Below are 25393 nucleotides of genomic sequence, written 5' to 3'. Positions count from 1 at the left end.
ATTAGCTATATAAAATTACAGCCCTATGCTCAACTTTTATCCCGGTCCGTCTAAAGTATACCCCGAGGTGCGCCAGTATCTGCTGGATGCCTACGATGAGGGTATCCTGCATGCGCCGCACCGGAGTGAGCAATTCGTGCAGATGTCGCGGGCTGTGGTGGGCTCTATCAAGCGCAAGCTGAACATCCCGCAGGACTACTACATCTTCTTTGCCTCATCGGCCACCGAGTGCTGGGAGATCCTGATCCAGAGCCTGACCCGGCACAAGAGCTCGCATATCTACAACGGCTCTTTTGGCGAGAAGTGGTTTCAGTATGCACAGAAGCTGCGCCCGGCCTCAGAAGGCATTGCTTTTGGGCTGAATGACCCGATGCCGGTAAGCGAGCTGGCGATCAGCCCGGATACGGAACTGATCTGCTTTACGCAGAACGAGACCTCCAACGGCACACAGGTAACCCCGACCACTATCCTGAACCTGCACAACCGCTTCCGCGACACGCTGATAGCGGTGGATGCCACCTCCTCGATGGCCGGGCTGAACCTGAAGCTGATCAAGGCCGACATCTGGTTTGCCTCGGTGCAGAAGTGCTTTGGCCTGCCGGCAGGCCTGGCTGTGATGGCCTGCTCGCCGCGCGCTATTTTCCGGGCCAAGAAGATGGCCGAGCGAAGCCACTACAACAGCCTGGTGCCCATGTATGAGAAGATGCTGAACTACCAGACGACCCATACGCCGAACGTGCTCAACATCTACCTGCTCAAGCGGGTGCTCGAGGATCGCCCTTTTATCAAAGGCATTGAGCAGGACCTGACCGACCGCGCACAGGAGCTTTATGCTTTCTTTGAGCAGTTCTCGGACTTCCAGATGCTGGTTGAGAACGATGAGGTGCGCTCCAAAACGGTGCTGGCCCTGCAGGCGAGCGAAAAGCTGGTGGAAGACGTGAAGAAGCGCGCACTGCACCACAACATGCGCCTGGGCAACGGCTACGGCCTCTGGGCACGCAACACCTTCCGCATCGCCAACTTCCCGGCTATTCTGGATGAGGAGTACGAAGAGCTGAAACGTTTTTTCCTGCACTACTACGCCTGATATATGCCCTATACTACTCGCTGCGAAGCCAGTGCTATTCAGGCCACCCATAAACCATAACTCCTAATTCTTAATTTTTAGCCCATGTTCAGCATAAAAGAGATCGCCTCTGTTACGCTAACCCTTTTCGCCGTGATTGATATTATTGGCTCCATCCCGATTATTATTGACCTGCGCAAGCGCGAAGGGCATATTGAGTCGGAGAAGGCCACCATCATTTCGGGTATTCTGATGATCGCCTTCCTCTTCCTGGGGCAGTCCATCCTTAGCCTGTTCGGCATCGACTTTGAGTCCTTTGCCATGGCGGGCGCCATCATTATCTTCCTGATCGGTTTGGAGATGATCCTGGGCAAGGACTTTTTCCACACCGACCCGGAGACAAAGAGCGGCTCTATCGTGCCGCTGGCCTTCCCGCTCATTGTTGGGGCGGGCACCATGACAACGCTGCTCTCGCTGCGGGCTGCTTACTCGCTGCCCAACGTGCTAGTAGGCATCGTACTGAACCTGGTGTTTGTGTACATTGTACTAAAGGCCAGTAGCTGGATTGAACGGAAGCTGGGGAAAGACGGCGCCAACGTGCTGCGCAAGGTGTTCGGCATTATCCTGCTGGCCATCGCCATTAAGCTCTTTAAGACGAATTTATAAGTTTTAATATTGAATAATTGACTTTTGAATAACTGAATACTTTATTCTTGTCGCCTTGTAAAGATCCTGATGGCGGAGTGTAAAGGCCACTGGCTCATAAGATCCTTGCAGCATAGCAATAGAGATAGAGCAAGTATAAACTCACGCTATCACCATAAAACCACTCATTCAATATTCAGTTATTCAGTCATTCAAAATTGAATTCATGATCGAATTATATACAGACGGTTCTTCGCGTGGCAACCCGGGGCCGGGCGGCTACGGGGTAATCCTGCGCTGGAAACAGCATGAGAAAGAAATTACCGAAGGCTTCCGTAAAACCACCAATAACCGGATGGAGCTGCTGGCCGTGATTAAGGGGCTGGAGGCTGTGAACAAGCCGGGCATCCCGATCACCGTTTACTCCGACTCCAAGTACGTGGTAGACGCGGTAGAGAAACGCTGGGTGTTTGGCTGGCAGAAAAAAGGCTTCAAAGGCAAAGCCAACGGCGACCTCTGGGCTCGTTTCCTGCGCGTATACGCCAAGCACAACGTTAAATTCGTCTGGATCCGCGGCCACGCCGGCCACCCCGAAAACGAACGCTGCGATCAGTTAGCCGTTGGCAGTGCCTTGTCTGGCAACCTGCTCATCGATGAGGGCTTTGAGTCCGGCATGTACAACGCGGGTAACGCTTAATTCTGAATGAGTGGCTGAGCGCATTTTAGATTTTGCATAACTGGCTTTTGAATAACTGCATACTTTTCTCCTTGCCATCTTATAAAGATCCTTGGTGGCTGAGCGTTAAAGCCGCAGCTACTGGCCCATAAGATCCCTTCAAGATGACAAGGAGAGAAGAGCAAGTATAAAATCCACGCTACCACCCATTCACTCAATCACTCAATCAAAATCCAGCCATTCACTTATTCAGTTGTTCAAAACTCCAGCCCCGTGCGCAATTCATACTTCCAGTTTAAGCAGTTCCGGGTAGAGCAGGATAAGTGCGCCATGAAGGTCTGCACAGACTCCTGCGTGTTTGGAGCCTATGTAGCCGTGGCCGGAGCGCAGAGGATACTGGACATTGGCACCGGCACCGGGCTGCTTTCCCTGATGGTGGCCCAGCGCAGCCACGCAAGTATAGACGCCGTGGAAATCAACAAAGAGGCACAGCAGCAGGCACACGAGAATTTCGCCATCAGCCCCTGGGCCAAGCGCCTGCAGTTGCACCCCATGAGCCTGCAGGAGTTCGCCAAGCAGGCGCCTCCTGCGTATGACGTCCTCCTGTCCAACCCTCCGTTTTTCCTGTCCTCGCTCAAGTCGCCGGATGCCGCGCGAAATACAGCCAGGCATACTGGTGAATTGCTCTTTGAAGATATTCTTGCCTTCGCGCAGCAACACCTGACGGCACAGGGCAAGCTATACTTGCTGCTGCCTCCTGCAGAGGCCGCTGTGTTTGCCAGCCTGGCCAAAGCCTCGGATTTATACCTGGCAGAGGTGCTGCAAGTCTTCACCTACCACGGCGGCAAATGCATCCGCCATATTCAAACCTATACTTTCGGGCACCGGGGCGCTCCCGATGTAAAAGACTTTTACATCCGGGAGGAGGACAAAACGACCTATACAGCACAGTTTGCGGAGCTGCTTCGGGAGTATTACCTAGCTTTTTGAGAGATTTGCAGATCTGCTATTCTACTTTTTTGCCTGCCCCAGACGCTCGCAGGAGCTGCGCGTACGGCGAGGTCTTTACGCCAACTTCGGTTCTGGCGCACGCATCCGCTTGTGCCACCTGTAACTATTAGTACCCGCACATGCAGCAAGCTTAGCCTTAGCGTACCTTGCTGCTTTACATGAGGCCAGCCTGCAACTGGCGCGTTTCAGAAACTACACCTGTAGCTCAATCGACTAACCTCACACCTGCTCCTTTTGTAAGCCACCAGTGCGGCAGGCGTACTTGAACACATTCGCACCAACACAACATGGGCACAAGCGGACGTTTGCGCCAGGCGGTAGCAAGAGGACACCCTTTGTATAGCTTAGCTAATATCCTGCAACCTTATGATTCTATCTCCCTCAAAGTAGAAGACTGATCTGCCTTGCAGCATCAACTCATCGCCTGCTTTCATTCCGTTAGATAAGTCTACAGCCAGCACACCACGGCAGGCAACCTCCACCTCCGCTACATCACCTTTGCAACTTATACTCTGGACTTGCTGCTCTCTTTCCTGAAAGTATGAAGCCTGTGCTGCCTGCTGCTTGGAGGCAGCACAGCCCTCCCTTCTCAGGTTTACTTCACCACCGGCGATATTTCAAAAACCACTTCCTGATGAAGGTCCTTTACCATACCTTCTACATCAAAAGCGTTATAGGCCCGGATGTAGTTTTCTATCACCTGCTGTTTCAGTGTATCATTCATAAACGTGGCCTTAGCCACAAAACTCGCAAAAGCTACGCCTGCGGCAGGGCTAGGTCTACACCTCTGCCACTACCCTTTCCTGCTCCACAAACTTAATACCGTGCTCTTCCAGCTCCTCCAGCACCGGCTCATACAGCTCCGGGTAGATAGGGATAACCACGCCGCGATGGGTGATTTTACCCTGTAGCATCAGCTTGGCAAGGATACCCACAGGCAAACCCACGGTTTTGGCCATGGCGGTTTGCACTTCGTCGTCGCCCATGGCAACCAGCGTAGATGTTACCTCCCGCTGCTCTCCGTTCAGCTCATAGGCAAACAGGTGCTGCATCACGATCATGTCTTTGTCGCCGGGTGCCAGGGTCCACTTCTCTTTCAGTATTTTCTCCAGTACCTGTGCAGGGGTGGCAGCGGCAAGCTCCACCGGCGTGTCTTCGAACAGCCCGAGCCACGCCAGCTTCTCCATCACCTCGCCATCCGCAGGTACGCCCAGGTATAAACTAATGCGCTCTGCCATCGGCTGGCCAGGAGACGTGGCCGGTGGCAAAAAGGACTCTACAAACGTGCGGTAGGTCATCTGGTCGGAGCCATCCAATGTGTAGCTGTCGTCTGTGAGGCCCAGCTGCACGAACACATCCCAGGCCTCGCAATAGCCTTGCCGGCGCAGGGTGCCGCGCAGCATGGTCGGGATGTCGAGCAGGCCGTAGGGCTCGCGGTAGCTCAGGGAGTCGCGGTTGGCATAGCCGTCGAAGTGGCCGTAGCCTTCCACAAAAAGCTCATCGGTGCGCTTAAACAGCTTATGGTACGGGATGTACTTGTACTGCCCTTGCTTAATGTACTTGGCCGTCCCCTGCCCTGCCAGCACTACGTTGCGCGGGTTCCAGGTAAACTTGTAGCGCCACGGGTTGTTATCAGACTCAGGAGCCACCAGGCCGCCGGTGTAAGACTTAAAGGAGGTGAGTTTACCGCCCGCTTCTTTTATACTCCTGATCACGCGCATGGCCGACATGTGGTCGATGCCCGGGTCCAGGCCCGACTCCATGATGATGGAAAGGTTCTTCTGCTGCGCCTCCTCGTGCAACGCCAGAAAGGCGGACGATACATAGCTGGCCGTAATCAGGTTCCGCTCCTGTTTCAGGCATTCTTTTGCCACCTCGATATGGAAAATGGCAGGCAGCAACGAAATCACCAGGTCCGCTTTGCTTACTTCCTCGGCCCGCTGCACATCGTTGTGCACATCGAAGGTGATGGTTTGGGCAAAGGCGACGGGCTCTACCAGCGGCTGCAGATGCGCCACATTGATATCGCCGATCGTGATGTACCAGCTTTCGGAAGTGGCGTTATCGAAGAGATACTTAATGAGGGACGAGGCCGAGCGACCAGCGCCCAAAAGCAGAATTTTTTTCATAGTGGGGTTATTGGGTTCTGCCTTAAGTTAGAAATTACCCTGTGCAAGGCCAAAATAAAGTATGGTTTTATCAAAATATAAAGTTAAATTTATAGCCCTTTTCTAATTTTTGAACCTACTTGTGATAAAATGGCAAGTGAACTGAAAGTACAAATTAGTGTTGACGTGCTGGACCCAGCAGAGCTGAACGCCCAGGAGCAGCAGGCAATGCAGTTGGCCCAGGAGGCGGCAAAAGACGCCTATGCCCCTTACTCTAACTTTTTGGTGGGAGCCGCACTGCTGTTGGAAGACGGCACCATGTTCAAGGGCAGCAACCAGGAGAACGCAGCCTACCCGTCCGGCCTCTGTGCCGAACGCACTGCGCTCTTCGCCTTAAGCGCCCACCACCCACACACAACCATAAAGCTGTTAGCCGTAACCGCACGCCGCCGCCAGGAGGAGAACTTTCTGCCGGCCATGCCATGCGGTGCCTGCCGGCAGGTAATGGCTGAGTATGAGTTTAAGCAACAGGAGCCGATTCCGGTACTGCTGCAAGCTCCGGACGGCAGGTTCTACCGCTTTAAGTCGGTTGCCGATCTGCTGCCCTTCCAGTTTACAAAGGAGCACCTTTAAACCAATGTATGAATAATGGGCTACGAATGACGCGCTCGAGAAGTGCTTCGTGCCCATGTAACCCCTGCCGCTGCACATGAACGAGCACAGCCTTCGTGTACCCCGTACTGCCCGCTACTATACGTTGGGCACACCATCTGACCAGATAAAAGACCTTTGGATCGTCTGCCACGGTTACGGCCAGCTGGCGCGCTACTTCCTGCGCCACTTTAGCGGGTTGGATAACGGGCAGACGCTGGTGGTTGCCCCGGAGGCGCTGTCGCGGTTTTACCTGGATGGCTTTTCCGGCCGCGTGGGCGCCACCTGGATGACGAAGGAAGACCGCCTGGCTGAGATCGAAGACCAGGCCAGCTACCTGAACCTGCTACTACAGGAGCAGCTGCAGCACTTACCCCAGGATGTGCATATCACGGTGCTGGGCTTCTCACAAGGCGGGGCCACGGTTAGCCGTTGGCTGGCTACGCAGGAGGCACGCCTTGTTCACCGGCTTGTTCTCTGGGCAGCCTCCTTCCCAGAAGACATTGACTTTACATCCGGCAAAGCGGCTTTTGCGCACTTGCCCGTGGCCATGGTCTACGGCACCCAAGATCAATTCATAACTCCAGAGGCACTACAGCGCAAACAGCAACTCATGGCGCAGCTGGGTATACAGCCACAGATTTATACTTTTGAGGGAGGCCACAGCATTCACCCTGAAACACTGGCACTAGTTGACAGCGCCTTGGAGATAAGGTAGCAGTCTAACTTAAAAACCTCCGCATATAAGGCAGATAACCGGAGGAGTTCCTTATATACAGTAGTTGTATGGTATATTAATTAATGAAAACACCAGATAGTTTGAAATATAACTCTGATAAAGTAATCACAGCTAATATTATACTTGTTGCGGTTACTACCTTAACCTTCAACTTGCTCGCATATAATGCACAAGAAGCTAAAGGGATTGGATTCCTATACTTTGGCTTTATTGCTCTAATAATAAATATAGCTCTATTGATAATGCTTGCCTTGGGAAGCTACATCATTAGCAAAAAGGAAGTTGGAAAGAGTTTATTAGTTTCAATTTTATACTCTGTATTAACCTTTGCATCTATCCACTTTGCTTTCTTCATACTTAGGTGAAGGGAAAGAAGAAAGAATTACATCATACAACAAGGTTCATAGTTTAGGCTGCGGCAGTGCCTTGCCCATACTATGCACGAGTACGTTAGCGGTCAGCTTAAAGATGACACTCAGAACGATAATGAAGAAGACAGTTGAAGACAAACTTGACAGAATAGCCGACATATGGAATTACTTCATATGGGATTATAATTTTTGCTCAAACAAAATCAAGTTCAACGAGGACGTAAAAACAAACTACTTTGGTGATATTCTCGGATACTTCAAAGACACTCTTGACATAGTATTTACAAGTAACAAGCACTCTAACTACACCGACAAATTCTCCTTTACGATAAGTTTCTTACAAGCAGTTTACATTCAACAAGACTTTATTCAAGAGATGTTAGAGATTTTCAAAACTGGCATTGATAAAGGAGTGCTGAAAAAAGACCCTACATATTACATAAATAGAGATTTGCGTAATGAACTCGTTGGACATCCTATAAGAAAATTTGAAGACAAGTTGATTTCATCAACCCTTTTTAGTTATCAGGCAAGGGAAGACGAAATTCAGTATCTAAGGTATCACAAGAACAACAACTTTAAATTCGAGAGTAAGACCTATAAAATTGCTGAAATTCAAGATCGGCACCGAGAGTTTCTCGAAAAATATTTTGACAAAATACTTTTGAAACTTAAATCAATATTGGAAGAGTACTTATCGGAACTTGACAAACTTGAAAATGTAATAGATAAACACGACTTCAAGACCGTGTTGAAACTTGTTGAACTTTATTTTGAGGCCATTTTCAAATCTGATTTCGCTTATGATAAGGCCTCATTAAGTAAAATCTTTGACCGTAGAAATGAACATATACGCTATCAAAACTTCATTGAAAAGTTTTACAATGATCTGCGGGCTGCAATAGCGGAGAAAAGAAACTCGGTTAAAGATGTTTTTGAAAGGAATGTAGTAGACAAGACTTCTTTTGAAAGTTTATCACTGCCAAAAATAGAGATTGTATTTGCAAGTTCAGCCGATACAGAGGAAGTTAAAAAAGCACGACAGGAAACTTACTATTATGAAATTGGCAAGATTGCAACAAAAAGAAATTCAAGGGACTTTAATTTCTTTAGTGGCATACTTAAAGCAAAATGTAAAAGCAACAACTTAGTTTTGAGCGAACTTGAACATATGCGAAAGAATATCTCAGATAAAATTGAATACTACACTTCATTAAGACTAATATGTTTAGAATTGAAGGAAGAGTAGAGAGCTAAGCCATGGTTTCCTGTACATGCTTCTTCTTACAGATGCCAAGGGGATGAAACGGTAGTCAGCATCTCTCCCAGAGAAGCTGAGGGAGCCCTGAAGTTAGTTTCAGATTCGTTACTTCTACAGAAGGTAACAAAAGGGAGTGAGGCCATCGGCATTAGGCACCACTTCATTCGTAGCCGTTTTTTGATAGTATAGCCAGGAAGTAAGCGCTGTCGTGGCACCACCCCTTGCCACCTGGTTTTCTGCCACCACCAGTCCTGAAACGTCAACAGGAGTAGAAAGAACCCTCTACTCCTAACAAAATCTTCATGTCAGGCGGGTTTAAATCCAACTTTTACTATATTACTTTACGATTAGGTTCGTGAGGGTGGGAAGCACTACTTTTCAACCCGCCCGACCGCAAAGCCCAGCACATATCCCTTAACTAAATGAAAACTCTGTACGTCACCTTTATACTTCTTACTGGCCTGTTTATAGGCATCTCCTACAAAGTTAAGGATGACTACTTTTACTTACCGTACCCAAATGCCATTGAGTTTGTGTTGGTTTTGCTGCTCCTCCTATTCACAGCAGTAGTTTTGATTTGGAAGAAGCATCGGCGGGAGAAACTGTTCCTGGGGTGCGCATCAGCAGCCACGTTGTTGCTAGTAGTCAACACCATGAACTATTTCCTGGAATGGCATCCGCTCAATCTTTCAATGCCTTTCACAGCTTCACAGTCTTTTGAAGTCAGCCATGAGCCTTACAAATGGCAAACTGCCACTCCAATAAGTGCAGGGTACGATCAGGCAGACATTGAGCAATACCTAAAGGAAGTTGAAGGCTGGGAAAGGCTACGGGGGCTGGTAGTGATCAAAGATGGCAAGTTGGTAGTAGAGAAATATCAGAAAGGTGCTACCAGGTTTAGCGCATTCAACGTTCACTCTGTTACTAAAAGCATTACTTCCGCCCTAACTGATATATCGATCCAAGAAGGCTACCTTAAATCCGAAGAAGATTATGTTATGCCTTTGTTCCCAGAGTACCAGAAGAGCGGGCAAAATCACCCCAAGGAAAGATTGACAGTAGCCCATTTGCTGTCCATGCGGGGTGGTTTTACCGGATGGGATGGCCCACAGAATGTAGCGCAGGTGATGCTGAATGAAGAGGTTTCTGAAAGTAAGCTGGGGCATGAATTCAAGTACTTCACAGGATCACACACCGTTCTTTCTGCTGTGATCACGAAGGCTTCTAAAGCAACCACAAAGGAATTTGCCCAAGAGAAGCTGTTTAAACCGCTAGGTATCCAATGCGGCTTCTGGCGGAAAGTGGACGGCTACTATGCTGGCGGGGACGAGACTTATTTCACGGCAAGAGACCTTGCCAGATTTGGCGAGTTGTACCTAAACAAAGGAAAGGTGAATGGGGTACAGCTTCTGGATTCTTCGTGGGTGGATAAAAGCTTCACCAACTACACCAGCGAAAGCAAAGCTTTCCGAACCTTAGGCTGCTACCAGGAAACTGGATACGGCTACTCATGGTGGCTTCTAAACTACAACGATAAGCCTGTGTACACAGCGAGAGGTAAAGGAGGCCAACACATTCTGATTTTGCCTGAAGAAAACGTTGTAGCTGTGATCCTGCAGGAATGGAACATGCGGAAAGACTCTGCAAAGGAAAATGCCTATTTGTGCAGGTTGCTCTCAATTTTAACTAAAGAAAATAAAAGCACCGCTTACAACACGGCACACAAGTAAAGCTGCGGCTGCACAAGTAGCGTAACCGGAGGAGTTCCTTATATACTGTAGTTACCTAAAAACAAAAGAAAGAGAGAATGGCAGTATCACCTATTGTTCCGAATCATGATGATTCACCTTGGTACAAAATCATGGAAAGCAAAGGGAAAGTGTGGGAGAAGGTAGCAAATGAAGCAGGTGCGGAAATAAGAGGTTCTTACAACGCCAACATAGTAGAGTTTGAAATGACTCAACAAGTGAATTCGTACCAGCTGAGAGTCTACGGTAAAAGAGAACTCACCACAGTCAACAACAGCGGCATCTTTTCAGAAGTTCTAAGGCTGCAGCTAAAGGCTAATGGCATAGAGCAAGAAAAATTCTTGAAAGCTGGTGGAGGGAGCTTTTTGAACCTTTTCTTTAATTTGTCTGGAAAGTACAAGCACAAAGCTTCTGTTGATGGCTATAAAATAAAGTATAACTCCGCATCAACCCTTGAGAAGGTAATTAAGACCAAAATTTTTGAGGTATCACGGGTAAACAGGCTAACTGTTGATGCTGAAGGACTGAGCCTTGAGATGCAGGCAATACCCATGGATGTTAGAGGTGCAAGAAGAGTAAGAGACTTTTGGCAAATAATACTCTAAATATGTCTTTGGCTAGCCATGTGTATACTCCATGCTCGGCTATTGCCTCGCACATCGTCTACACCAACCGTTGCAAAAATGAAAACAGGTTTAACTCATGCACATGAAAAAGCTATTTACCCTTATCGCATTACTTGCCGCTTGCCAGTGCCTAAAGGCGCAGACCATTGATGAGACAGCGGCAGTCCGCTACTTTCAGCTGGCTGACAGCCTCAGACAAGGATACTCTTTGAAACCAGAAACCTGGCGGAAATTTCTGAAGCTGGAGGGGAACAGGCTGTACATCGAAAACCAGAACTTTAGTGACACCTACCTTGAAAAATACAGGAAGGAAATGGAGATCGTGTACATGCCCCAGAACGATACTATTCTTCAGAGAAAGTTGAAAGACCCTAGCCGTTACTACCTCACCTATGTCATCAACGAGTACAGGGCGCATGAGCCAGAGCTTTTGGCTTACCTGGGCAAGCTGTCTTCAAGCAAGGAGGCCTACATTGCGTCCATGTATGAGAATGCTTACCTGATGCTTCCAAAGAAGTTGCAGCAGAAAAGCCCTGAGACCCAGCTGCACTTCATCGCCATCGAGAACGATGCTATCGCCCAGCGAGGCAATATTGTTTTCACCCTTTGGGCTGCTTACAGCTTCGACAGGGTGAATCAAGGCGCACTGGCGGGCCACGAACTGCACCATGTGCTTCGTAAGCCTAAGCAGTACGAGGTAGCCGAAAAAGACAAGGGGTTGCTGCTACTGCTGAACAGGATATTGAACGAAGGCGGCCCGGACCTGATTGACAAGAAGTTTACCATGGCCTCTGGCTTTCCTGAGAACATGCGCTTTGGGGAGTACTTCCTGGTGACAGGGGAAAAGGCCCTGCCCATGATTGATGCGGCCATCACTGAAATGGCAACGGGAAAGAAAGCGTACACCACCAAGGACATGGGTAAGCTGATTGGTTCGAGCGGCCACATACCAGGGTTTTACATGAGCGAGGTTATCGAAAGGAACGGCCTGACAAGGAAACTGGTGAAAAACATACAGGACCCTTTCCAGTTTGTCTACCTCTACAACAAGGCCGCGAAGAAAGACAAAGCGAAACCCTTTACTTTCTCTGACGAGGCTATAGCCTATTTAAAGCAGGTGGAGAAAGGCGCAAAAGAAAAGAATTAATCCCGGTCGTTCAAAGTGCCCATATTTCTACGATGACGGGGAAACCTCAGCAGAACAGAGCTGCTGCAGCTCCTTAGTAACGACTGAAAACAGAGATATTGAGCACAGCAGCGCCTATACTTTTCATCCTGGGCGCTACAGCCGCGCTACGCCCCCCGCTCCCACATGCCTTCCATCACCACCTCCAGCAGGTGCTCGTCCGGGTCGCGGAAGTAAAAAGACAGAAAGCCGCCGCCCCAATCAAACTCCTGCTCTATCTCAACTCCCAACGCTGCAACTTTCTCCTTCCAGGGCTGGTACTCCTCTTTGCTTACCTCAAACGCCAGGTGCAGTTGCCCTCCCCCAAAGTGGGGCGGCAGGGTGCCCCCTTTCTTTGATGCCTCCGGGTTAAAACACAGCAGTACAGAAGCACCCGCCCGAAAGAACACGTGCCGGTCCTTCACCTCGCCTATCGTCTTAAAGCCTAGCTTCTCGCCGTAGAACCGCTTGCTTTCCGCCAGGTCCTTAACATAGAGGCAGGTTTCCTTTATCTTCTTGATCTCCATGGCCTTGTATTTTCTTTTTACTTATCGCGCCGCTTTACAGGCAGTGTTGCAGCCTTTTTATGCATTTTCTCTTAACGTGGCGCAGCGCTTCACGTTTATACTACAGCCCCGCAACTACACTATTTACATGAAACTGATGCTAAAGACTACTGTACTCTTTGTTACGCTTGTTGGCTTGATGCTGCTTATTTTCCGCGACGAGCTCTTCCTTCATGAAGCCGCCGCCGCTAACGGGCTGGAAAAACTGGCCTCCCTCCCCCGCGAGGTGAACGAAAGCTCCGGGCTGGCGGTGCTGGGGCAGGGCCAGTACCTAACGCACAACGATGCCGGCAACAGCCCCAACCTCTACCTCCTGAACGCACAGGGCAAGCTGCAGCAGACAATCTCGCTCAGGCTGCCAAACGTAGACTGGGAAGACCTGACACAGGATGCGGAGGGCAACATTTACATAGCTGATACGGGCAACAATGAAAATGACCGACGGGAATTGGCTGTGTACAAACTTCACCCTGAGCGGCCGGAGCAGGTGCAGGCGATCCGGTTCTCCTACGAAGACCAGACAGCTTACCCGCCCAAGAAGAAGCAGCGCAACTTCGACAGCGAAGCCATCTTCTGGAGCAACGGCAAACTATACCTCATCTCCAAAGACCGCGGGCGTGGCGAAACCGCCAAAGTGTACCAGCTACCCGACCAGCCCGGCACCTACAAAGCCCGTCTCATTGGCAGCCACAACTTAAAGGCTTTGGTAACGGGGGCCGCCATCAGCCCCGACGGCAAGACAGTGGCCCTTGTGAGTGAAGAGGAACTGCACCTCTTCCGGGGCTATAGCAGCCCGGACAAGTTCTACGAAGGCCAGTATGAGAAGCAGAAACTGGATGACGCGGGCCAGACAGAAGCCGTGGCCTTTGAGGGCAACAACAGGCTGGTGCTTACCAGCGAGGGCGGCAACCTGTACTACTTCCCACTGTAGGCACCATTTAAAAAGCGACATCCCCTCCTGCCGTGGCAAAAGGGGATGTCGCTTACTTTTTATACTTGCTTATACTTTCCTCTTCTCTTTCTCCTTCTCTGGCAGGCGGCCACCGGGCAGCGCCGGCGTTGGGTTTTGCCACACCCTAAAGAGAATGAACAGGCCAGCAATAATGAGAGGGATACTCAGGATCTGCCCCATGTTCAGCGTCAGGTTATCCTCAAAGGCCTCCTGGTTCTCTTTCAGGAACTCCACCAGAAAACGGAACGTGAACAGAGCCGTTACAAAGATGCCGAACAGCAGGCCCTTCGGCAGGGCGCTCTTATACTTGCTCCACAGCCAGTACAGCAGCACAAACAGCGCAAACACACTCAACGACTCGTAGAGCTGCGTCGGGTGGCGCGGCACCACCGGGTTCTCGCCCAGGCGCACAAACTCAAAAGCCCACGGCACGTCTGTCGGGCGGCCAATGATCTCTGAGTTCATCAGGTTACCCATACGAATAAGGGCACCGCCCAGGGCTACCACAATCACGATGCGGTCCAGCACCCACATGTAGTCGAACTTCTGTTTTCTGCTGAACAGCCACAGCGCGAAGAGAATGCCAATGGTAGCGCCGTGGCTCGCCAGGCCGCCCTCCCATATCTTCAGTATCTCGATGGGGTTGCTCAGGTAGTAATCCGGGGCGTAGAACAAGGTATGGCCCAGGCGTGCCCCGATTACGGTACCGATGATCATGTACAGCGTAATCACGTCCACGTCGCCCTCGGTGCGGCCTTCGGCTACGTATATCTTGGTTAGGATACGCTGACCGAAGACAAAGCCCAGCGCGAAAAGCAGGCCGTACCAGCGAATGGTGAGTGGCCCGATGCTGAAAATGTCCGGATCAACATTCCAGAGGATATAGTTTAGTATGTTCATAGAGGTGATGCTTATCTGCCAAAGTTACGATAAATCGCTCACCGAAAAAACGTAAGATGCTGCCCATTCGTGTTGTACCACCGCTGCTTAAATTTTAGCCCATGTTGTTTCTGCACCTTTTGCCCGGCCTGCTCGTGCTACTGATCGGCCTTGTTCTGCAGGCCTGGCCGCCGCGGCACATCAACTGGTTCTACGGTTTCCGTACGCACTACTCCATGCGCAGCCCCGAAAACTGGCGTGAGGGCAACCGCTACTATGCCCGCCTCATTGTTGGCACCGGCGTTGTCTCGGTGCTGGCCGGCTGGCTGTGCCACCTCCTGCTGCAGGTGCCTGCAAGTATACTTGTGCTGGCCGGGCTCATGCTCCCGCTGTTTATGGGCAGCATTCTGCTCACCAACGAGCACCTCAAACGAAAGTACGGCAACCGGTAAACACACAGCAGGCGCTGCCTGGTAGGGCAGCGCCTGCTGTGCTACGCTACGTTTAGCTTTATGCTTACTTATCCTGCACCCGCTTAAGTTCCTCTCTAAAGCCTCCGCTCAGGATCGGGAAGCGCAGCCAGCTGCGTGGGTCCACGTTGTAGTCGTCCAGGTGGAAGGCCGGTGCGTAGCGCTCGCGTTTCCACTGGTTGCGGCTCCACAGGCTATAGAACTTCGTGATCCAGGCTTTCAGCACTTCCGCCTGGGCTACTTGCTGCTCCAGCAGAATCGTGTACACCTCCTCCGGCGAATAGCGGTCATGGAAGGCAAGCCGCTCTATCTGGTTCAGCACCTCGTAAGGCATCAGGTCCTTCTCGTCGGTCTGCTCCTCTTCAGACGGCCGCAGCTCGGCGCTCGGCTGCAGGTTGTTCACATACTGCAGGCCGGTATAGCCCAGCTCCTGCTGCGCCCACACCAGAAACTGCCGGATAAACGCTTTGTCTATACCTGCGATGGGTGAAATACTACCCGCCGTGTCCCCGTCCATGGTAGCATAGCCCACAGAGGCTTCGCTGCGGTTAGAGGTGGCCATCAGCAGCGCGTACTGTATGTTAGCCAGCATCCAGATGCCGGGCGCACGCACACGGGCCTGTATGTTCTGCAGCGTGATGTCGTCCTGCTCCCATGTTAACTTCCGGCCTAGGGCGTGCTCTATCTTGCCGATGTACCCCTTCACCTCCTCGTCAATCGTCCAGTTGTAGAACCTGGCCCCGATGGAGTCGGCCAGCTCTTTGGCAGAAGTATAGGTGTCGTCGGAAGAGTTTACTGTGCCTTGGTAAGCGCAGGTCAGGAGCTTGTTAACAATGGCTTTCTGTGCCTCCTCCTGCGGCAGCTGAGCAATGCGGGCCTTGTCTTCGGCTGAGAAAAACAGGGCCTTCTCCACAAATGCCTCGCGCCCCAGGCTCTCTACGCCTCTGCGCACCATCTCCGCCACCGCCACAGCGCACAGAGAGGAGTCGGCGCCGCCACTCAGCGACAGCACGAAGCCCCGGCTGCGGCTTTTGCGCATGTAGTCGAACAGGGCCAGGCTCAGCGCGGCAATCACTTCTTTGTTCTCATCAATTGGCGGCAGGTACTCTATCACCTCGGCTATCTCCGGGTTATCCGAGAAGCACACTTCCGCACACTCCATGTCCACGTCCTTAAAGCACAGCAGCTCATTCCGGCGGATCAGCTTTCCGTTCTGCGCAATAAGCACCTCGCCATCGTAGATCATGCGGCCTGCCTCGTTGCCTAACAGGTTGGCGTACATGTAGGCGCACTGGTACTTCTTAGAGGCATCCACCACCAGCCTGTAGCGCACATCCGTTTTGCTCAGGGCAAAGTGGCTGGCGCTCGGGTTAAGTATAAGCTGCACGCCTTTGGGCATGTGCCGCTCTGCCGGGCGGTTCGGGCGCCAGGCATCCTCGCAAATCTCAAAGGCATACTTTACGCCCTGCTCTTCATACACAATATCGCCAATGCTGTACTTCTGCCCCAGCATTTCAAACTCCTGCACTTCGTTGGCCGGCCATGGCGTAAACCAGCGCGGCTCGTAGTGCACGCCATCGTTAGCCAGAAACTGCTTGGCCGTAAAGCCAATGATCTCTTTGTTCCTGATAACACAGGCAGTATTATAGACACGCATGTTCAGGAAAACAGGCAGGCCTACCGCCACCGTAATACCGTCACACATGTCCTTTACCTGGAGCAGCTGGTTAAAGGCCATCTCCGAAAGCCAGGGGCTCAGGAACATGTCTTCGCAGCCGTAGCCTGTAATGGCCAGCTCGGGTAAAAGCAGGAGGTCTGTGTTGTTTTGCTTTGCCTCGTTTATGGCAGTTTGTATGTTTTGCAGGTTACCTGCCCAGTCCATTGGTGTTTGGTTTAGGGCAGCCGCAGCCAGCATTAATCTCGTTTCTTCCATAGGGGTTTATAACGCATATATAGGGGGGCAAGTTAAGTGCAGGATTTTAATTTTGAACACAGAATACCTGAATTGTTGCATATAATGCCCTACGCAGCGGTTGTGCCGGGAGAGCCCACCAACCCCATCGGCCTGTACCTGGCACAGTGGAGACGCAGAGCCGCAAAACAAAAAAAGGCAAGCCTTACTTAAAGCAAGGCCTGCCCGAGGGGTAAATAGTAAAACTGCCAGGTATTATACATTAACTTTCTGAGGTTTTGGCTCACACACGTGCAAGGCAGGTATAAACGTTACAAACGTACACCCCCACTCCTGCACGTAGGCTAGCTGGTTCATCACCTCCTCTTTCAGGTTCCACGGGAATATGATGATGTAGTCTGGCTCGAACTCCCGAATGTTAGCCTCCTCGCACACCGGAATGTGGCTGCCCGGCAGGTATTTTCCCTGTTTGGACGGAGCTGCATCCACCACAAACTCAATGAGGTCGTTGCCTTTGATCCCGGCATAGTTCAGCAGGGTGTTTCCTTTTGCCGCTGCCCCATAACCGATCACTTTTTTGCCTGCTTTCTTCTTGTCCAGCAAGAACTGCAGCAGCTCATACTTACTAGTGTCCACCCGCTCCTGAAAGCCGAGGTAGTACGCGCTTGTTTTAATGCCTGCGGCCTCTTCTTTATCCAGCATGGCCTGCACCTTCGGGCTTATCTGCCTGGTATCGTCTTTGAGATGCTTGGCAAATATCCTGAGCGAGCCACCATGCGTGGGCACCTCCTCTACATCGAACATCTCCAGGGCATGTGCCTCAAAAATCGTTTTAACCGTGGTGAAGGAGAGGTAGGAGAAATGCTCATGGTAGATAGTGTCGAACTGGCAGTCTTCTACCAGCCGCAGCAGGTGCGGAAACTCCATGGTGATGACGCCACGCTTACGAAGCGCCACTTTCAGGCCTTCCACAAAGTCGTTGATGTCCGGCACATGCGCCAGCACGTTGTTGCCGATCAGCAGGTTTGCCTTTTGCTGCTTTATACTTAGCTCGTGGGCAAAGCCTGCCCCGAAATACTCCGTTATAGTAGGGATGCCTTTCTCCAGGGCAACCTCTGCCGTGTTGCGGGTTGGCTCAATGCCCAGCACCGGCACGCCGTTGTTCCTGAAGTGCTGCAACAGGTAGCCGTCATTAGAGGCAATCTCGATCACCAGGGACTCTTCGTTGTACCCAAAGCGGTCCATCATAGCCTCCACATAGCGCCGCGCATGCTCTACCCAGCTTTTGGAGTAGGATGAAAAGTACACATACTCACTGTTAAAGATCTCTTTGGCCTTCTTGTACTCATCTACCTGCACCAGGTGGCATGTATCGCAGGCGTAGATTGTAAGCGGAAAGTATAGCTCCGGCTCGCTGAGCTGCTCATAGGTTAAAAATGCATTGGAGGGTGGGCAGTTAACAAGGTCTACAAATTTGTTGTAGAGTGGCTCTTTGCAAAACCGACAGTTCATAGCATTTAACAGGTTTAGTTTTTAGATAAGATGAGTTACCCGGCCTGATAAGCAGCCGGGTCAGGAGTGTGCTACAGAGGCTCTGCCTTGCAAGGCATTCTCTGGCGCTGGAGATGTATTGCCACAGGAGCTGCAGCAACACAGGGGAAGCAGCCATGAGCCTACAGCAAACAGATTTCTCTACCTGCCGAAAGCCGTGGCACTAGTTAAAAGTAGCGGTAAGATTTTCTTGTTGGTACCCAAAGCACCTTTGCTGCTATGGGTGCAGCCTTTACCGGGCACGGGTACACGTTACAGAGTTGCCCGAAGATGGGCCTTGATGCTATGAAAGAGGATGTAGAGTTTGCGGATAACCCTTAGCAGGTATACTTCACTAAATACGGCACGGCACGCTTGCTTTGGGAAGGCAAGCAAGAATATACTTATAGCAGCCAGGAAGGTAAACGCCAGGTCTTTGCCGTCCTTGTCGCTGGGGTCCAGGTCGAGCTTGTAAGCGGTGGCTGCTTTCTTGCCGTGCGTGTCTACCAGCTTTTTCTCAAAGGATACACAGCTGATAGAAACTATCAGGAAAATAACCGCCAAAAACGATACGATTATCTGCTCTATGTTACTCTTTGCCAATGCCATATACCTTTTGTGCAGATACTGGAGCAGTAGCAAATAGGTTATATAGAAAGCAGGCTATTTTGTGAAATTTCTCACAAATGAGCTGCAGAGGCCAACAGAGGGCCTTTCCTAATGTGTGGTTAAGGAGGATTTTAGGTTCTGGAGTACGCTATGCCCTAGCTAATCTTGAGCGCCTCCAGCCCTTTTTCGGCCGCAGCCTGGTCAGCCTTTTTCTTGGAGAGGCCTATGCCTACGGCAATGGGTTTGTCGTCGATGTATACTTCGGAGGTAAACTCGGTGGTGTTGCCCTGTTGCTTACGCTTGATAATGTCGAAGCGGATCTCCAGGTTCTGGCTCTGCGCCCACTCTATCAGCTTGCTTTTGAAGTTGGCAGTGGTATTCACTAGGTTGTGTATGTCCACGTGCGGCTTCACCAGCTTGCTCAGGATAAACATGCGCGTGGTGTTGTAGCCCTTGTCCAGGTAAATAGCCCCGACCAGTGCCTCCAGCGCATTGCCGTTAACCGACTTATGGCGCATGCCGTGGTTGGAGGTATCCACCTTTACCAGCAGGTTAAGCCCGATCTTTACGGCTATCTGGTTCAGCGACTCTCGGTTTACGATGCGCGAACGGATTTCCGTCAGAAACCCCTCGTCTTCGTAAGGGAATTTCTTAAACAGGTGCTCTGCTACCACAGCACCAAGTACCGCATCTCCCAAAAACTCCAGGCGCTCGTTCGTCTCATGCTTGCCGGCAGCAGTCTGCCGGGCAAAAGACGTGTGCGTCAGGGCAAGTCTGTACAGGCGGAGATTATCGGGTGTACTGCCAATAATGCCAGCGAGCGCGCGTACTAGTACCTTGTCTTTGTTAAATAACCTGTGGTAAGCGCGCCGAACTGGTTTAAAAGGCCCAAACACTAATCGTTCAATTGACGGAATATAACAGAGGTGTTGTGACCACCGAACCCAAACGTGTTGCTCATGGCAACTTTCACTTCACGCTCCTGCGCCTTATTGAACGTAAAGTTCAGGCGGTTGTCGATCTTATCGTCGTCGGTGAAGTGGTTGATGGTTGGCGGCACAATGTTGTTGCGGACAGCCATTATGGAAGCAATGGCCTCAATGGCACCGGCGGCACCCAGCAGGTGGCCTGTCATCGACTTGGTAGAGCTGATGTTCAGGTCATAGGCATGCTCGCCAAACACAGTCTGGATCGCTTTTACCTCGCTGATGTCGCCAAGCGGCGTGGAAGTACCGTGAACGTTGATGTAGTCAACTTCCTCCGGTTTGATGTTGGCATCGCGCAGCACGTTTTTCATTACGTTCAGGGCGCCTAAGCCTTCAGGGTGTGGAGCCGTGATGTGATAGGCATCGGCAGACATGCCACCGCCTATGATTTCGGCGTATATCTTCGCGCCACGCGCCTTGGCGTGCTCGTACTCCTCCAGAATAAGGGCACCGGCGCCTTCACCCAGCACAAAACCATCGCGGTCTGCGTCAAACGGGCGGGAAGCGGTTGCTGGAGAGTCGTTGCGCTCAGACAGGGCTTTCAGGGCGTTAAAGCCACCGATACCAGCCTCTGTTACGGCAGCCTCAGAACCGCCGGTCACGATCGCATCGGCCATACCCAGGCGGATATAGTTGAAGGAGTCGATAATGGCGTTAGTGGCAGACGCACAGGCAGATACGGTAACGAAGTTAGGCCCGCGGAAGCCATGCTTGATAGAGATCTGGCCGGCACTGATGTCGGCGATCATCTTAGGGATGAAGAATGGGTTGAAGCGTGGTGTTCCGTCGCCGTTGGCAAAGTTCACACACTCTTCCTGGAAGGTGCGCAAGCCCCCGATTCCAGAACCCCAAACCACACCTACACGGTCAGGATCATAGCTCCCCTCAGTCAGCATTGCGTCGCTTACAGCCTCATCGGCCACAATCATCGCAAACTGTGTAAAAAGGTCCATTTTGCGAGCCTCTTTACGATCAAAGTACTTTTCAGGATCGTACCCTTTTATCTCACAGGCAAACTGGGTCTTAAACTTGCTCGCATCAAAGCGTGTAATAGGCGCAGCGCCACTCACGCCGTTGATCAACCCGTTCCAGTATTCTGATACGGTATTTCCAAGTGGCGTGAGTGCGCCTAACCCAGTAACTACGACTCTCTTAAGCTCCATAAGCTGCTAGTAGAGGGATAGATAGTAGAAAATTCTTAATAAACTAAGGGGAGGATATATTACTTCGCGTGCTCTTCCAGGTAGCTTACTGCCTGACCTACGGTCGAGATGTTTTCAGCTTGATCATCTGGAATAGACACGTTGAATTCTTTCTCGAACTCCATGATAAGCTCAACAGTATCCAGTGAATCAGCGCCAAGGTCGTTTGTGAAGCTAGCCTCCGGAGTAACCTCTGACTCTTCAACACCAAGCTTATCGATGATGATAGCTTTTACTTTTTCTGCGATTTCTGACATTTTTCTTATAGTTAATTAAAACACTGTGCAAAGAAATAGCTTTTACCAGACAATGTCAAAAAAAATTACTCTATTCGCTACTTAACAAAACTTTTATACATTGTATTCCCATTTGCAGGCAGAGCTTCTTATTTTAGCGATTCAAAGCAAAAGATGAAGACGCACCGCCTGCACATGGAGTATGATTACAGCTTCGACCTCTACGGACTCGTATCGTCTGTGAGGGATTACAAGCTGGCCTGGGCGCTCAACAAGCTTTTGCACTTGCGCCTTACCAGGCAGCAGGACCTGTGTTACGACCTCTTCGGGAAGGACCGCCTGCTCATCGCTAACTATCAGTATATAACAGAGCATAGCGAAGTAAGGCTCTTCCGCAACAGGGCGCTCGGCAGCTCTACCCTGAAGAAGCCTTTTTTGCTGCCTGACATAAAAGAGTATGACTACGTGCTGCAGATAACCGGGGCGATGCAGCAGCTGTACCCACAGGAACTTCTCAACAAACTGTTGCGCGTTCCGCTGGTACAGTACGTAAAACAATTCGACCCTCTCACGCTTAAGTTTAAGGAGAACCTGATTTTCTAAGTATGGATATTTCTTTTAATAAGACCAAAGTGCTGGCCACAGTAGGCCCAGCCAGTAATTCCTACGAGCGCCTTGTGGCCCTCGTGCAGGAAGGAGTAGATGCATTCCGCCTGAACTTCTCACACGGTGCCTACGAAGAGCACCAGAAGGTAATAAACCACGTGCGTGAGGTAAACCGCCAGTACAACACAAACATCTGCCTCGTACAGGACCTTCAGGGCCCTAAGATCAGGCTGGGAGACGTGGAGAACGGCAGCGTTGAGATAGTAGAAGGACAGCGGGTAAAGTTGGTGTGCGACGGCTCTATAAGCACTGCCGACAGACTGTCTACCATTTACACCGGGCTTGCGAAAGACGTAAACGAAGGAGACGCCATCCTGCTGGACGACGGAAAGCTTGAGCTGCGCGTTATTTCCACAGACAAGGAGCTTGAGGTAATAACAGAGGTGGTTTACGGCGGCATTGTAAAGCCCCGCAAAGGCATAAACCTGCCTAACTCCAGGGTTTCTGCCCCATCCTTAACCGAGAAAGACGTAGAGGACCTTCACTTTGGCCTGGACAACGATGTGGAGTGGGTAGCTCTCTCCTTTGTGCGCAAAGTAGAGGACATCCACGAGATAAAGCGTATTATCAGGGAGCGCGGCAAGGATACCCGCGTGATCGCTAAAATCGAAAAGCCGGAGGCGATCGAGAACATCGACGAGATCATTGGGGCGGTAGACGCCATCATGGTGGCCCGCGGCGACCTCGGGGTGGAAGTAGGCATGGAGAAAGTGCCGATGATCCAGAAGATGCTGGTGGAGAAATGCAACCAGGCCGCCAAGCCGGTCATCGTTGCCACCCAGATGATGGAAAGCATGATCGTGAACCCGCGCCCTACCCGTGCCGAGACAAACGACGTGGCCAACGCCGTGCTGGATGGCGCACACTGCCTGATGCTAAGCGCAGAGACAGCTGTGGGCGCCTACCCGATTGAGACCATCCGCAGCATGAACCTCACCATCCGCATGGTAGAGGAGCACTCGCACGTATTTAACAGAAGCTTTGCCAGCAACCCGGAGTCGCCTACTTTCTTAAGCGACAGCCTTGTGGCCAACGCCTGCAACCTTGCCAGCGACACAAACGCCAAGGCGATCATCGGCATGACCAAATCTGGCTACACAGCCTTCCAACTGGCCAAGTACCGCCCGAAAGCCGACATCTTCGTTTTCACGGAGAACCACAGGCTGCTGAACACCCTGAACCTGGTGTGGGGCGTGCGCGGCTTCTTCTACAATAAGTTTGAGTCTACAGACAGCACCATTCTGGACATTAAGCAGATACTGCTGGACGGCGGCTACATTAAGAAGGGAGACGTGTTCATTAACACAGCCAGCATGCCGATTAACGAGCAGAAGCGCACCAATATGATCAAGCTAAGTGTAGCGTAACCGCTCACAAAGGTGATAGAGTACCAACGCGAGGGCCTGCAGTCGAAACTGCAGGCCCTCGCTTGTATAGTAGGTAGTTGTAAGGTTGGGAAGCGGCTTCCGTTGCTACCCGGGCTGGGCAGGCGCTGTTCACCTGCAGCTGTCCATGCCTCCCCCTCTCCTACAGCGTACATAGCTTTCCATAGTACCTCTAGGCAAAGCTTTCCCTCCGGGCCGCGCAGCAGCATACGGGGCAGGCACAGTGAGTACCGGGCTTATAACGTCGGCTCAGCCTAAGGCAGCGAGTGCACAGCACCAGTGGCTACACATACACCCACACGCTTAAACAGGCACAAACACAAAAAGCCTTACACAGTACGTGTAAGGCTTCAGGGTTCTGTTTCCTAAAAAACTAGGCAGCCAGGCCGTTAACGAACTTAGCCAGTTTAGACTTGTTGTTAGCCGCTTTGTTTTTGTGGATGATGTTTTTCTTAGCCAAACGGTCAAGCATAGAAGAAACTGTCTTGTACAGCTCTTGCGCCTCAGCCTGATCGGTTGTGTTTCTCAGTCTTTTGATGAAAGTACGAGTAGTTTTCGCCTGATACCTGTTACGAAGACGTTTAGCGTTGTTCGCTCTGATTCTCTTTAATGCCGACTTATGGTTAGCCATGTTATTCTATAATAATTAATTCTTTAGATGCGTTTCCTGAATGAGTTTGCAAAGGTATACCCTTTACACTTAATTTCCAAAGTACCTAAAACAAAAATATTTTAGTGCGTATCATAGATCCAAAGATAACAATTCCAGCGGCTTTAACCTACCTTTGCTCTGAAACGACGTTGCAAATTTAACAGATTCAAAAGTATGGCAACGAATAAATACGCACTATTCTTCATATTAGCGTTCAGTACCCTCTCCTGCTCGTCTGACGAGGGGAGCCCGGCCATAGAGCCTGACACGCCCACCCCCTATGCGCTCACCATTCCCAAGCACCTGCCGCAAAACTATACCTTGCCCGCAGACAACCCCTTAACCGAGGAAGGCGTGGAGCTGGGGCGGCACCTGTTTTACGAGGAAAAGCTCTCCGGCAACAACACCATGTCGTGCGGCAGCTGCCACCAGCAGGAGAAAGCGTTTACCGACGGGCGGGCATTGAGCCTGGGCATCGACGGCCTGCCGAGCAGGCGAAGCGCCATGAGCCTGGCCAACATGCTTTGGTTTAGCCAGCTCAACTGGGACGGCAGCGCCCTAAGCCTGGAGGAGCAGGCACGCGGCCCCATCGAGAATACAGTGGAGCTACACGAGAACCTGGGCAGTGCCGTAGCAGAGCTGCAGGCGGCGTCGCCGTACCCGCGCATGTTCCAGAAAGCCTTCGGCGACAGCATCATCACCGAAACGAACGTACTGAAGGCGCTGGCGCAGTTTGAGCGGACGCTTATCTCGGCCGATTCCCGGTACGACCGTTACATGAACAACCAGGAGCAGCTCACCAAGGACGAGCTGGAGGGTATGAAGCTCTTCCTGACGCACCCCGACCCCAGCACCAACACGCGCGGCGGCAACTGCGGCGACTGCCACGGCGGCACGCTCTTCTCCCTCCGCACCTTCCATAACAATGGCCTGGACGATACCTTCAGCGACAACGGCCTGGGCGATGTGACGGGGCTGGAGAGAGACAAGGGTAAGTTTAAGGCGCCAACCATGCGCAACATCGCCCTCACGGCTCCATACATGCACGATGGCCGCTTCGCCACGCTGGAGGAGGTGCTGGACCACTACAACGACCACATCAAGTATAACAGCCCTACCCTGGACCCGCTTATTATAGAGGCCAGCAACGAGCCCAACGGTAAAACCCTGCTGCTGACAGCGGAGGAGAAACGCAAGATCATTGCCTTTCTGCACACCCTCACCGACCCGACCTTTACCACAGACAAACGTTTTTCAGACCCGAATAAATAATTACCTGTC

27 protein-coding genes are annotated in these 25393 nt (G+C 51.3%); 16 read left to right on the top strand and 11 right to left on the bottom strand.

The features are described from left to right. The first annotated feature begins 25 nt into the window (after nt 1-25). From CA264_RS00840 to CA264_RS00825, 4 genes are all read left to right on the top strand, one after another. Nucleotides 26-1087: an aminotransferase class V-fold PLP-dependent enzyme gene (locus tag CA264_RS00840; protein WP_025609516.1), complete on the top strand. Its 1062-nt coding sequence runs from the start codon at nt 26-28 to the stop codon at nt 1085-1087. 84 nt (nt 1088-1171) lie between these two features. Beyond that, nucleotides 1172-1732: a MarC family protein gene (locus CA264_RS00835; RefSeq protein ID WP_025609514.1), complete on the top strand. Its 561-nt coding sequence runs from the start codon at nt 1172-1174 to the stop codon at nt 1730-1732. 205 nt (nt 1733-1937) lie between these two features. After that, entirely contained in the window at nt 1938-2408 is a 471-nt protein-coding gene (rnhA, locus tag CA264_RS00830; protein WP_025609513.1) for a ribonuclease HI, read from the top strand. 252 nt (nt 2409-2660) lie between these two features. Next, the gene (locus CA264_RS00825) at nt 2661-3377 is read left to right on the top strand and encodes a tRNA1(Val) (adenine(37)-N6)-methyltransferase (RefSeq protein ID WP_025609512.1); all 717 of its coding nucleotides are present in this window, start codon (nt 2661-2663) and stop codon (nt 3375-3377) included. Nucleotides 3378-3993: 616 nt separating this feature from the next. Here CA264_RS00825 and CA264_RS22325 read toward each other — a convergent pair. Together CA264_RS22325 and CA264_RS00815 are read right to left on the bottom strand one after the other, a co-directional pair. Further along, nucleotides 3994-4122, bottom strand: a complete 129-nt coding sequence (locus CA264_RS22325; protein ID WP_257791729.1) for a nuclear transport factor 2-like protein — start codon at nt 4120-4122, stop codon at nt 3994-3996. A 55-nt stretch (nt 4123-4177) separates the two neighbouring features. Beyond that, the gene (locus CA264_RS00815) at nt 4178-5527 is read right to left on the bottom strand and encodes a saccharopine dehydrogenase C-terminal domain-containing protein (protein ID WP_025609511.1); all 1350 of its coding nucleotides are present in this window, start codon (nt 5525-5527) and stop codon (nt 4178-4180) included. Between the two features lie 129 nt (nt 5528-5656). Here CA264_RS00815 and cdd point away from each other — a divergent pair, with 129 nt between their 5' ends. From cdd to CA264_RS00780, 7 genes are all read left to right on the top strand, one after another. Continuing rightward, nucleotides 5657-6139, top strand: coding sequence for a cytidine deaminase (cdd, locus tag CA264_RS00810; protein ID WP_025609510.1), 483 nt, complete (start codon nt 5657-5659; stop codon nt 6137-6139). 76 nt (nt 6140-6215) lie between these two features. After that, entirely contained in the window at nt 6216-6875 is a 660-nt protein-coding gene (locus CA264_RS00805) for an alpha/beta hydrolase (protein ID WP_025609509.1), read from the top strand. A gap of 83 nt (nt 6876-6958) precedes the next feature. Then, nucleotides 6959-7261, top strand: coding sequence for a hypothetical protein (locus tag CA264_RS00800; RefSeq protein WP_025609508.1), 303 nt, complete (start codon nt 6959-6961; stop codon nt 7259-7261). Nucleotides 7262-7382: 121 nt separating this feature from the next. After that, complete coding sequence (locus CA264_RS00795) at nt 7383-8516, top strand: hypothetical protein (protein ID WP_162912046.1); 1134 nt, start codon at nt 7383-7385, stop codon at nt 8514-8516. A gap of 434 nt (nt 8517-8950) precedes the next feature. Then, the gene (locus tag CA264_RS00790) at nt 8951-10258 is read left to right on the top strand and encodes a serine hydrolase domain-containing protein (RefSeq protein WP_025609506.1); all 1308 of its coding nucleotides are present in this window, start codon (nt 8951-8953) and stop codon (nt 10256-10258) included. A gap of 77 nt (nt 10259-10335) precedes the next feature. Continuing rightward, nucleotides 10336-10881: a hypothetical protein gene (locus CA264_RS00785; RefSeq protein ID WP_025609505.1), complete on the top strand. Its 546-nt coding sequence runs from the start codon at nt 10336-10338 to the stop codon at nt 10879-10881. Between the two features lie 103 nt (nt 10882-10984). Continuing rightward, nucleotides 10985-12049 (top strand): DUF5700 domain-containing putative Zn-dependent protease, encoded by a 1065-nt coding sequence (locus CA264_RS00780; RefSeq protein WP_025609504.1) that lies wholly within the window; start codon nt 10985-10987, stop codon nt 12047-12049. 146 nt (nt 12050-12195) lie between these two features. Here CA264_RS00780 and CA264_RS00775 read toward each other — a convergent pair whose 3' ends face one another. After that, complete coding sequence (locus tag CA264_RS00775; protein WP_025609503.1) at nt 12196-12594, bottom strand: VOC family protein; 399 nt, start codon at nt 12592-12594, stop codon at nt 12196-12198. Nucleotides 12595-12721: 127 nt separating this feature from the next. On the opposite strand from CA264_RS00775, the gene CA264_RS00770 reads away from it, so the two are divergent. Next, entirely contained in the window at nt 12722-13564 is an 843-nt protein-coding gene (locus CA264_RS00770; RefSeq protein WP_025609502.1) for an NHL repeat-containing protein, read from the top strand. Between the two features lie 69 nt (nt 13565-13633). On the opposite strand, the gene lgt is transcribed toward CA264_RS00770, so the two are convergent. Then, entirely contained in the window at nt 13634-14485 is an 852-nt protein-coding gene (gene lgt, locus CA264_RS00765; protein WP_036777950.1) for a prolipoprotein diacylglyceryl transferase, read from the bottom strand. A gap of 101 nt (nt 14486-14586) precedes the next feature. Here lgt and CA264_RS00760 point away from each other — a divergent pair, with 101 nt between their 5' ends. After that, complete coding sequence (locus tag CA264_RS00760; RefSeq protein WP_025609500.1) at nt 14587-14916, top strand: SdpI family protein; 330 nt, start codon at nt 14587-14589, stop codon at nt 14914-14916. Nucleotides 14917-14980: 64 nt separating this feature from the next. Here the strand turns inward: CA264_RS00760 and nadE are convergent, their stop codons facing one another. The 6 genes from nadE to CA264_RS00730 all read right to left on the bottom strand — a co-directional run bounded on the left by nadE (nt 14981) and on the right by CA264_RS00730 (nt 21430). Next, entirely contained in the window at nt 14981-16867 is a 1887-nt protein-coding gene (gene nadE / locus CA264_RS00755) for an NAD(+) synthase (protein ID WP_025609499.1), read from the bottom strand. A 234-nt stretch (nt 16868-17101) separates the two neighbouring features. Then, a complete protein-coding gene (locus CA264_RS00750) occupies nt 17102-18358 on the bottom strand; it encodes a class I SAM-dependent methyltransferase (RefSeq protein ID WP_025609498.1) in 1257 nt (418 codons plus the stop codon). Nucleotides 18359-18649: 291 nt separating this feature from the next. Further along, nucleotides 18650-18985: a hypothetical protein gene (locus tag CA264_RS00745; protein ID WP_162912045.1), complete on the bottom strand. Its 336-nt coding sequence runs from the start codon at nt 18983-18985 to the stop codon at nt 18650-18652. A gap of 155 nt (nt 18986-19140) precedes the next feature. Next, the gene (gene rnc / locus CA264_RS00740; protein WP_025609496.1) at nt 19141-19881 is read right to left on the bottom strand and encodes a ribonuclease III; all 741 of its coding nucleotides are present in this window, start codon (nt 19879-19881) and stop codon (nt 19141-19143) included. Continuing rightward, entirely contained in the window at nt 19881-21134 is a 1254-nt protein-coding gene (gene fabF, locus CA264_RS00735; protein ID WP_025609495.1) for a beta-ketoacyl-ACP synthase II, read from the bottom strand. The genes rnc and fabF overlap by 1 nt, the downstream gene beginning before the upstream one ends. A 59-nt stretch (nt 21135-21193) precedes the next feature. Then, the gene (locus CA264_RS00730) at nt 21194-21430 is read right to left on the bottom strand and encodes an acyl carrier protein (protein WP_025609494.1); all 237 of its coding nucleotides are present in this window, start codon (nt 21428-21430) and stop codon (nt 21194-21196) included. Nucleotides 21431-21583: 153 nt separating this feature from the next. Between CA264_RS00730 and CA264_RS00725 the strand changes: the two genes are divergently transcribed. Next, the gene (locus tag CA264_RS00725; RefSeq protein WP_025609493.1) at nt 21584-22012 is read left to right on the top strand and encodes an IPExxxVDY family protein; all 429 of its coding nucleotides are present in this window, start codon (nt 21584-21586) and stop codon (nt 22010-22012) included. Nucleotides 22013-22014: 2 nt separating this feature from the next. Further along, entirely contained in the window at nt 22015-23442 is a 1428-nt protein-coding gene (pyk, locus tag CA264_RS00720; RefSeq protein ID WP_025609492.1) for a pyruvate kinase, read from the top strand. 391 nt (nt 23443-23833) lie between these two features. Here pyk and rpsT read toward each other — a convergent pair whose 3' ends face one another. Continuing rightward, nucleotides 23834-24091, bottom strand: coding sequence for a 30S ribosomal protein S20 (gene rpsT / locus CA264_RS00715; protein WP_025609491.1), 258 nt, complete (start codon nt 24089-24091; stop codon nt 23834-23836). Between the two features lie 195 nt (nt 24092-24286). On the opposite strand from rpsT, the gene CA264_RS00710 reads away from it, so the two are divergent. Then, entirely contained in the window at nt 24287-25384 is a 1098-nt protein-coding gene (locus CA264_RS00710; protein WP_025609490.1) for a cytochrome-c peroxidase, read from the top strand. Nucleotides 25385-25393: the final 9 nt, after the last annotated feature.

The sequence above is a fragment of the Pontibacter actiniarum genome (genome assembly GCF_003585765.1).
In the GTDB taxonomy this organism is placed as follows: Bacteria; Bacteroidota; Bacteroidia; order Cytophagales; family Hymenobacteraceae; genus Pontibacter; species Pontibacter actiniarum.
This window is presented reverse-complemented; position numbering and strand designations above follow the sequence as displayed.

Excerpts from the sequence above, each read along its gene's own strand:
- CA264_RS00805 (WP_025609509.1), top strand. The coding sequence starts at position 6,216 with ATGAACGAGCACAGCCTTCGTGTACCCCGTACTGCCCGCTACTATACG.
- CA264_RS00800 (WP_025609508.1), top strand. The coding sequence starts at position 6,959 with ATGAAAACACCAGATAGTTTGAAATATAACTCTGATAAAGTAATCACA.
- CA264_RS22325 (WP_257791729.1), bottom strand. The coding sequence starts at position 4,122 with ATGAATGATACACTGAAACAGCAGGTGATAGAAAACTACATCCGGGCC.
- CA264_RS00725 (WP_025609493.1), top strand. The coding sequence starts at position 21,584 with ATGAAGACGCACCGCCTGCACATGGAGTATGATTACAGCTTCGACCTC.
- fabF (WP_025609495.1), bottom strand. The coding sequence starts at position 21,134 with ATGGAGCTTAAGAGAGTCGTAGTTACTGGGTTAGGCGCACTCACGCCA.
- CA264_RS00780 (WP_025609504.1), top strand. The coding sequence starts at position 10,985 with ATGAAAAAGCTATTTACCCTTATCGCATTACTTGCCGCTTGCCAGTGC.
- nadE (WP_025609499.1), bottom strand. The coding sequence starts at position 16,867 with ATGGAAGAAACGAGATTAATGCTGGCTGCGGCTGCCCTAAACCAAACA.
- CA264_RS00760 (WP_025609500.1), top strand. The coding sequence starts at position 14,587 with ATGTTGTTTCTGCACCTTTTGCCCGGCCTGCTCGTGCTACTGATCGGC.
- CA264_RS00730 (WP_025609494.1), bottom strand. The coding sequence starts at position 21,430 with ATGTCAGAAATCGCAGAAAAAGTAAAAGCTATCATCATCGATAAGCTT.
- rnhA (WP_025609513.1), top strand. The coding sequence starts at position 1,938 with ATGATCGAATTATATACAGACGGTTCTTCGCGTGGCAACCCGGGGCCG.
- CA264_RS00785 (WP_025609505.1), top strand. The coding sequence starts at position 10,336 with ATGGCAGTATCACCTATTGTTCCGAATCATGATGATTCACCTTGGTAC.
- CA264_RS00840 (WP_025609516.1), top strand. The coding sequence starts at position 26 with ATGCTCAACTTTTATCCCGGTCCGTCTAAAGTATACCCCGAGGTGCGC.
- CA264_RS00835 (WP_025609514.1), top strand. The coding sequence starts at position 1,172 with ATGTTCAGCATAAAAGAGATCGCCTCTGTTACGCTAACCCTTTTCGCC.
- lgt (WP_036777950.1), bottom strand. The coding sequence starts at position 14,485 with ATGAACATACTAAACTATATCCTCTGGAATGTTGATCCGGACATTTTC.
- CA264_RS00750 (WP_025609498.1), bottom strand. The coding sequence starts at position 18,358 with ATGAACTGTCGGTTTTGCAAAGAGCCACTCTACAACAAATTTGTAGAC.
- CA264_RS00795 (WP_162912046.1), top strand. The coding sequence starts at position 7,383 with ATGAAGAAGACAGTTGAAGACAAACTTGACAGAATAGCCGACATATGG.
- CA264_RS00790 (WP_025609506.1), top strand. The coding sequence starts at position 8,951 with ATGAAAACTCTGTACGTCACCTTTATACTTCTTACTGGCCTGTTTATA.
- rpsT (WP_025609491.1), bottom strand. The coding sequence starts at position 24,091 with ATGGCTAACCATAAGTCGGCATTAAAGAGAATCAGAGCGAACAACGCT.
- CA264_RS00710 (WP_025609490.1), top strand. The coding sequence starts at position 24,287 with ATGGCAACGAATAAATACGCACTATTCTTCATATTAGCGTTCAGTACC.
- CA264_RS00745 (WP_162912045.1), bottom strand. The coding sequence starts at position 18,985 with ATGGCATTGGCAAAGAGTAACATAGAGCAGATAATCGTATCGTTTTTG.
- CA264_RS00770 (WP_025609502.1), top strand. The coding sequence starts at position 12,722 with ATGAAACTGATGCTAAAGACTACTGTACTCTTTGTTACGCTTGTTGGC.
- CA264_RS00775 (WP_025609503.1), bottom strand. The coding sequence starts at position 12,594 with ATGGAGATCAAGAAGATAAAGGAAACCTGCCTCTATGTTAAGGACCTG.
- pyk (WP_025609492.1), top strand. The coding sequence starts at position 22,015 with ATGGATATTTCTTTTAATAAGACCAAAGTGCTGGCCACAGTAGGCCCA.
- CA264_RS00815 (WP_025609511.1), bottom strand. The coding sequence starts at position 5,527 with ATGAAAAAAATTCTGCTTTTGGGCGCTGGTCGCTCGGCCTCGTCCCTC.
- cdd (WP_025609510.1), top strand. The coding sequence starts at position 5,657 with ATGGCAAGTGAACTGAAAGTACAAATTAGTGTTGACGTGCTGGACCCA.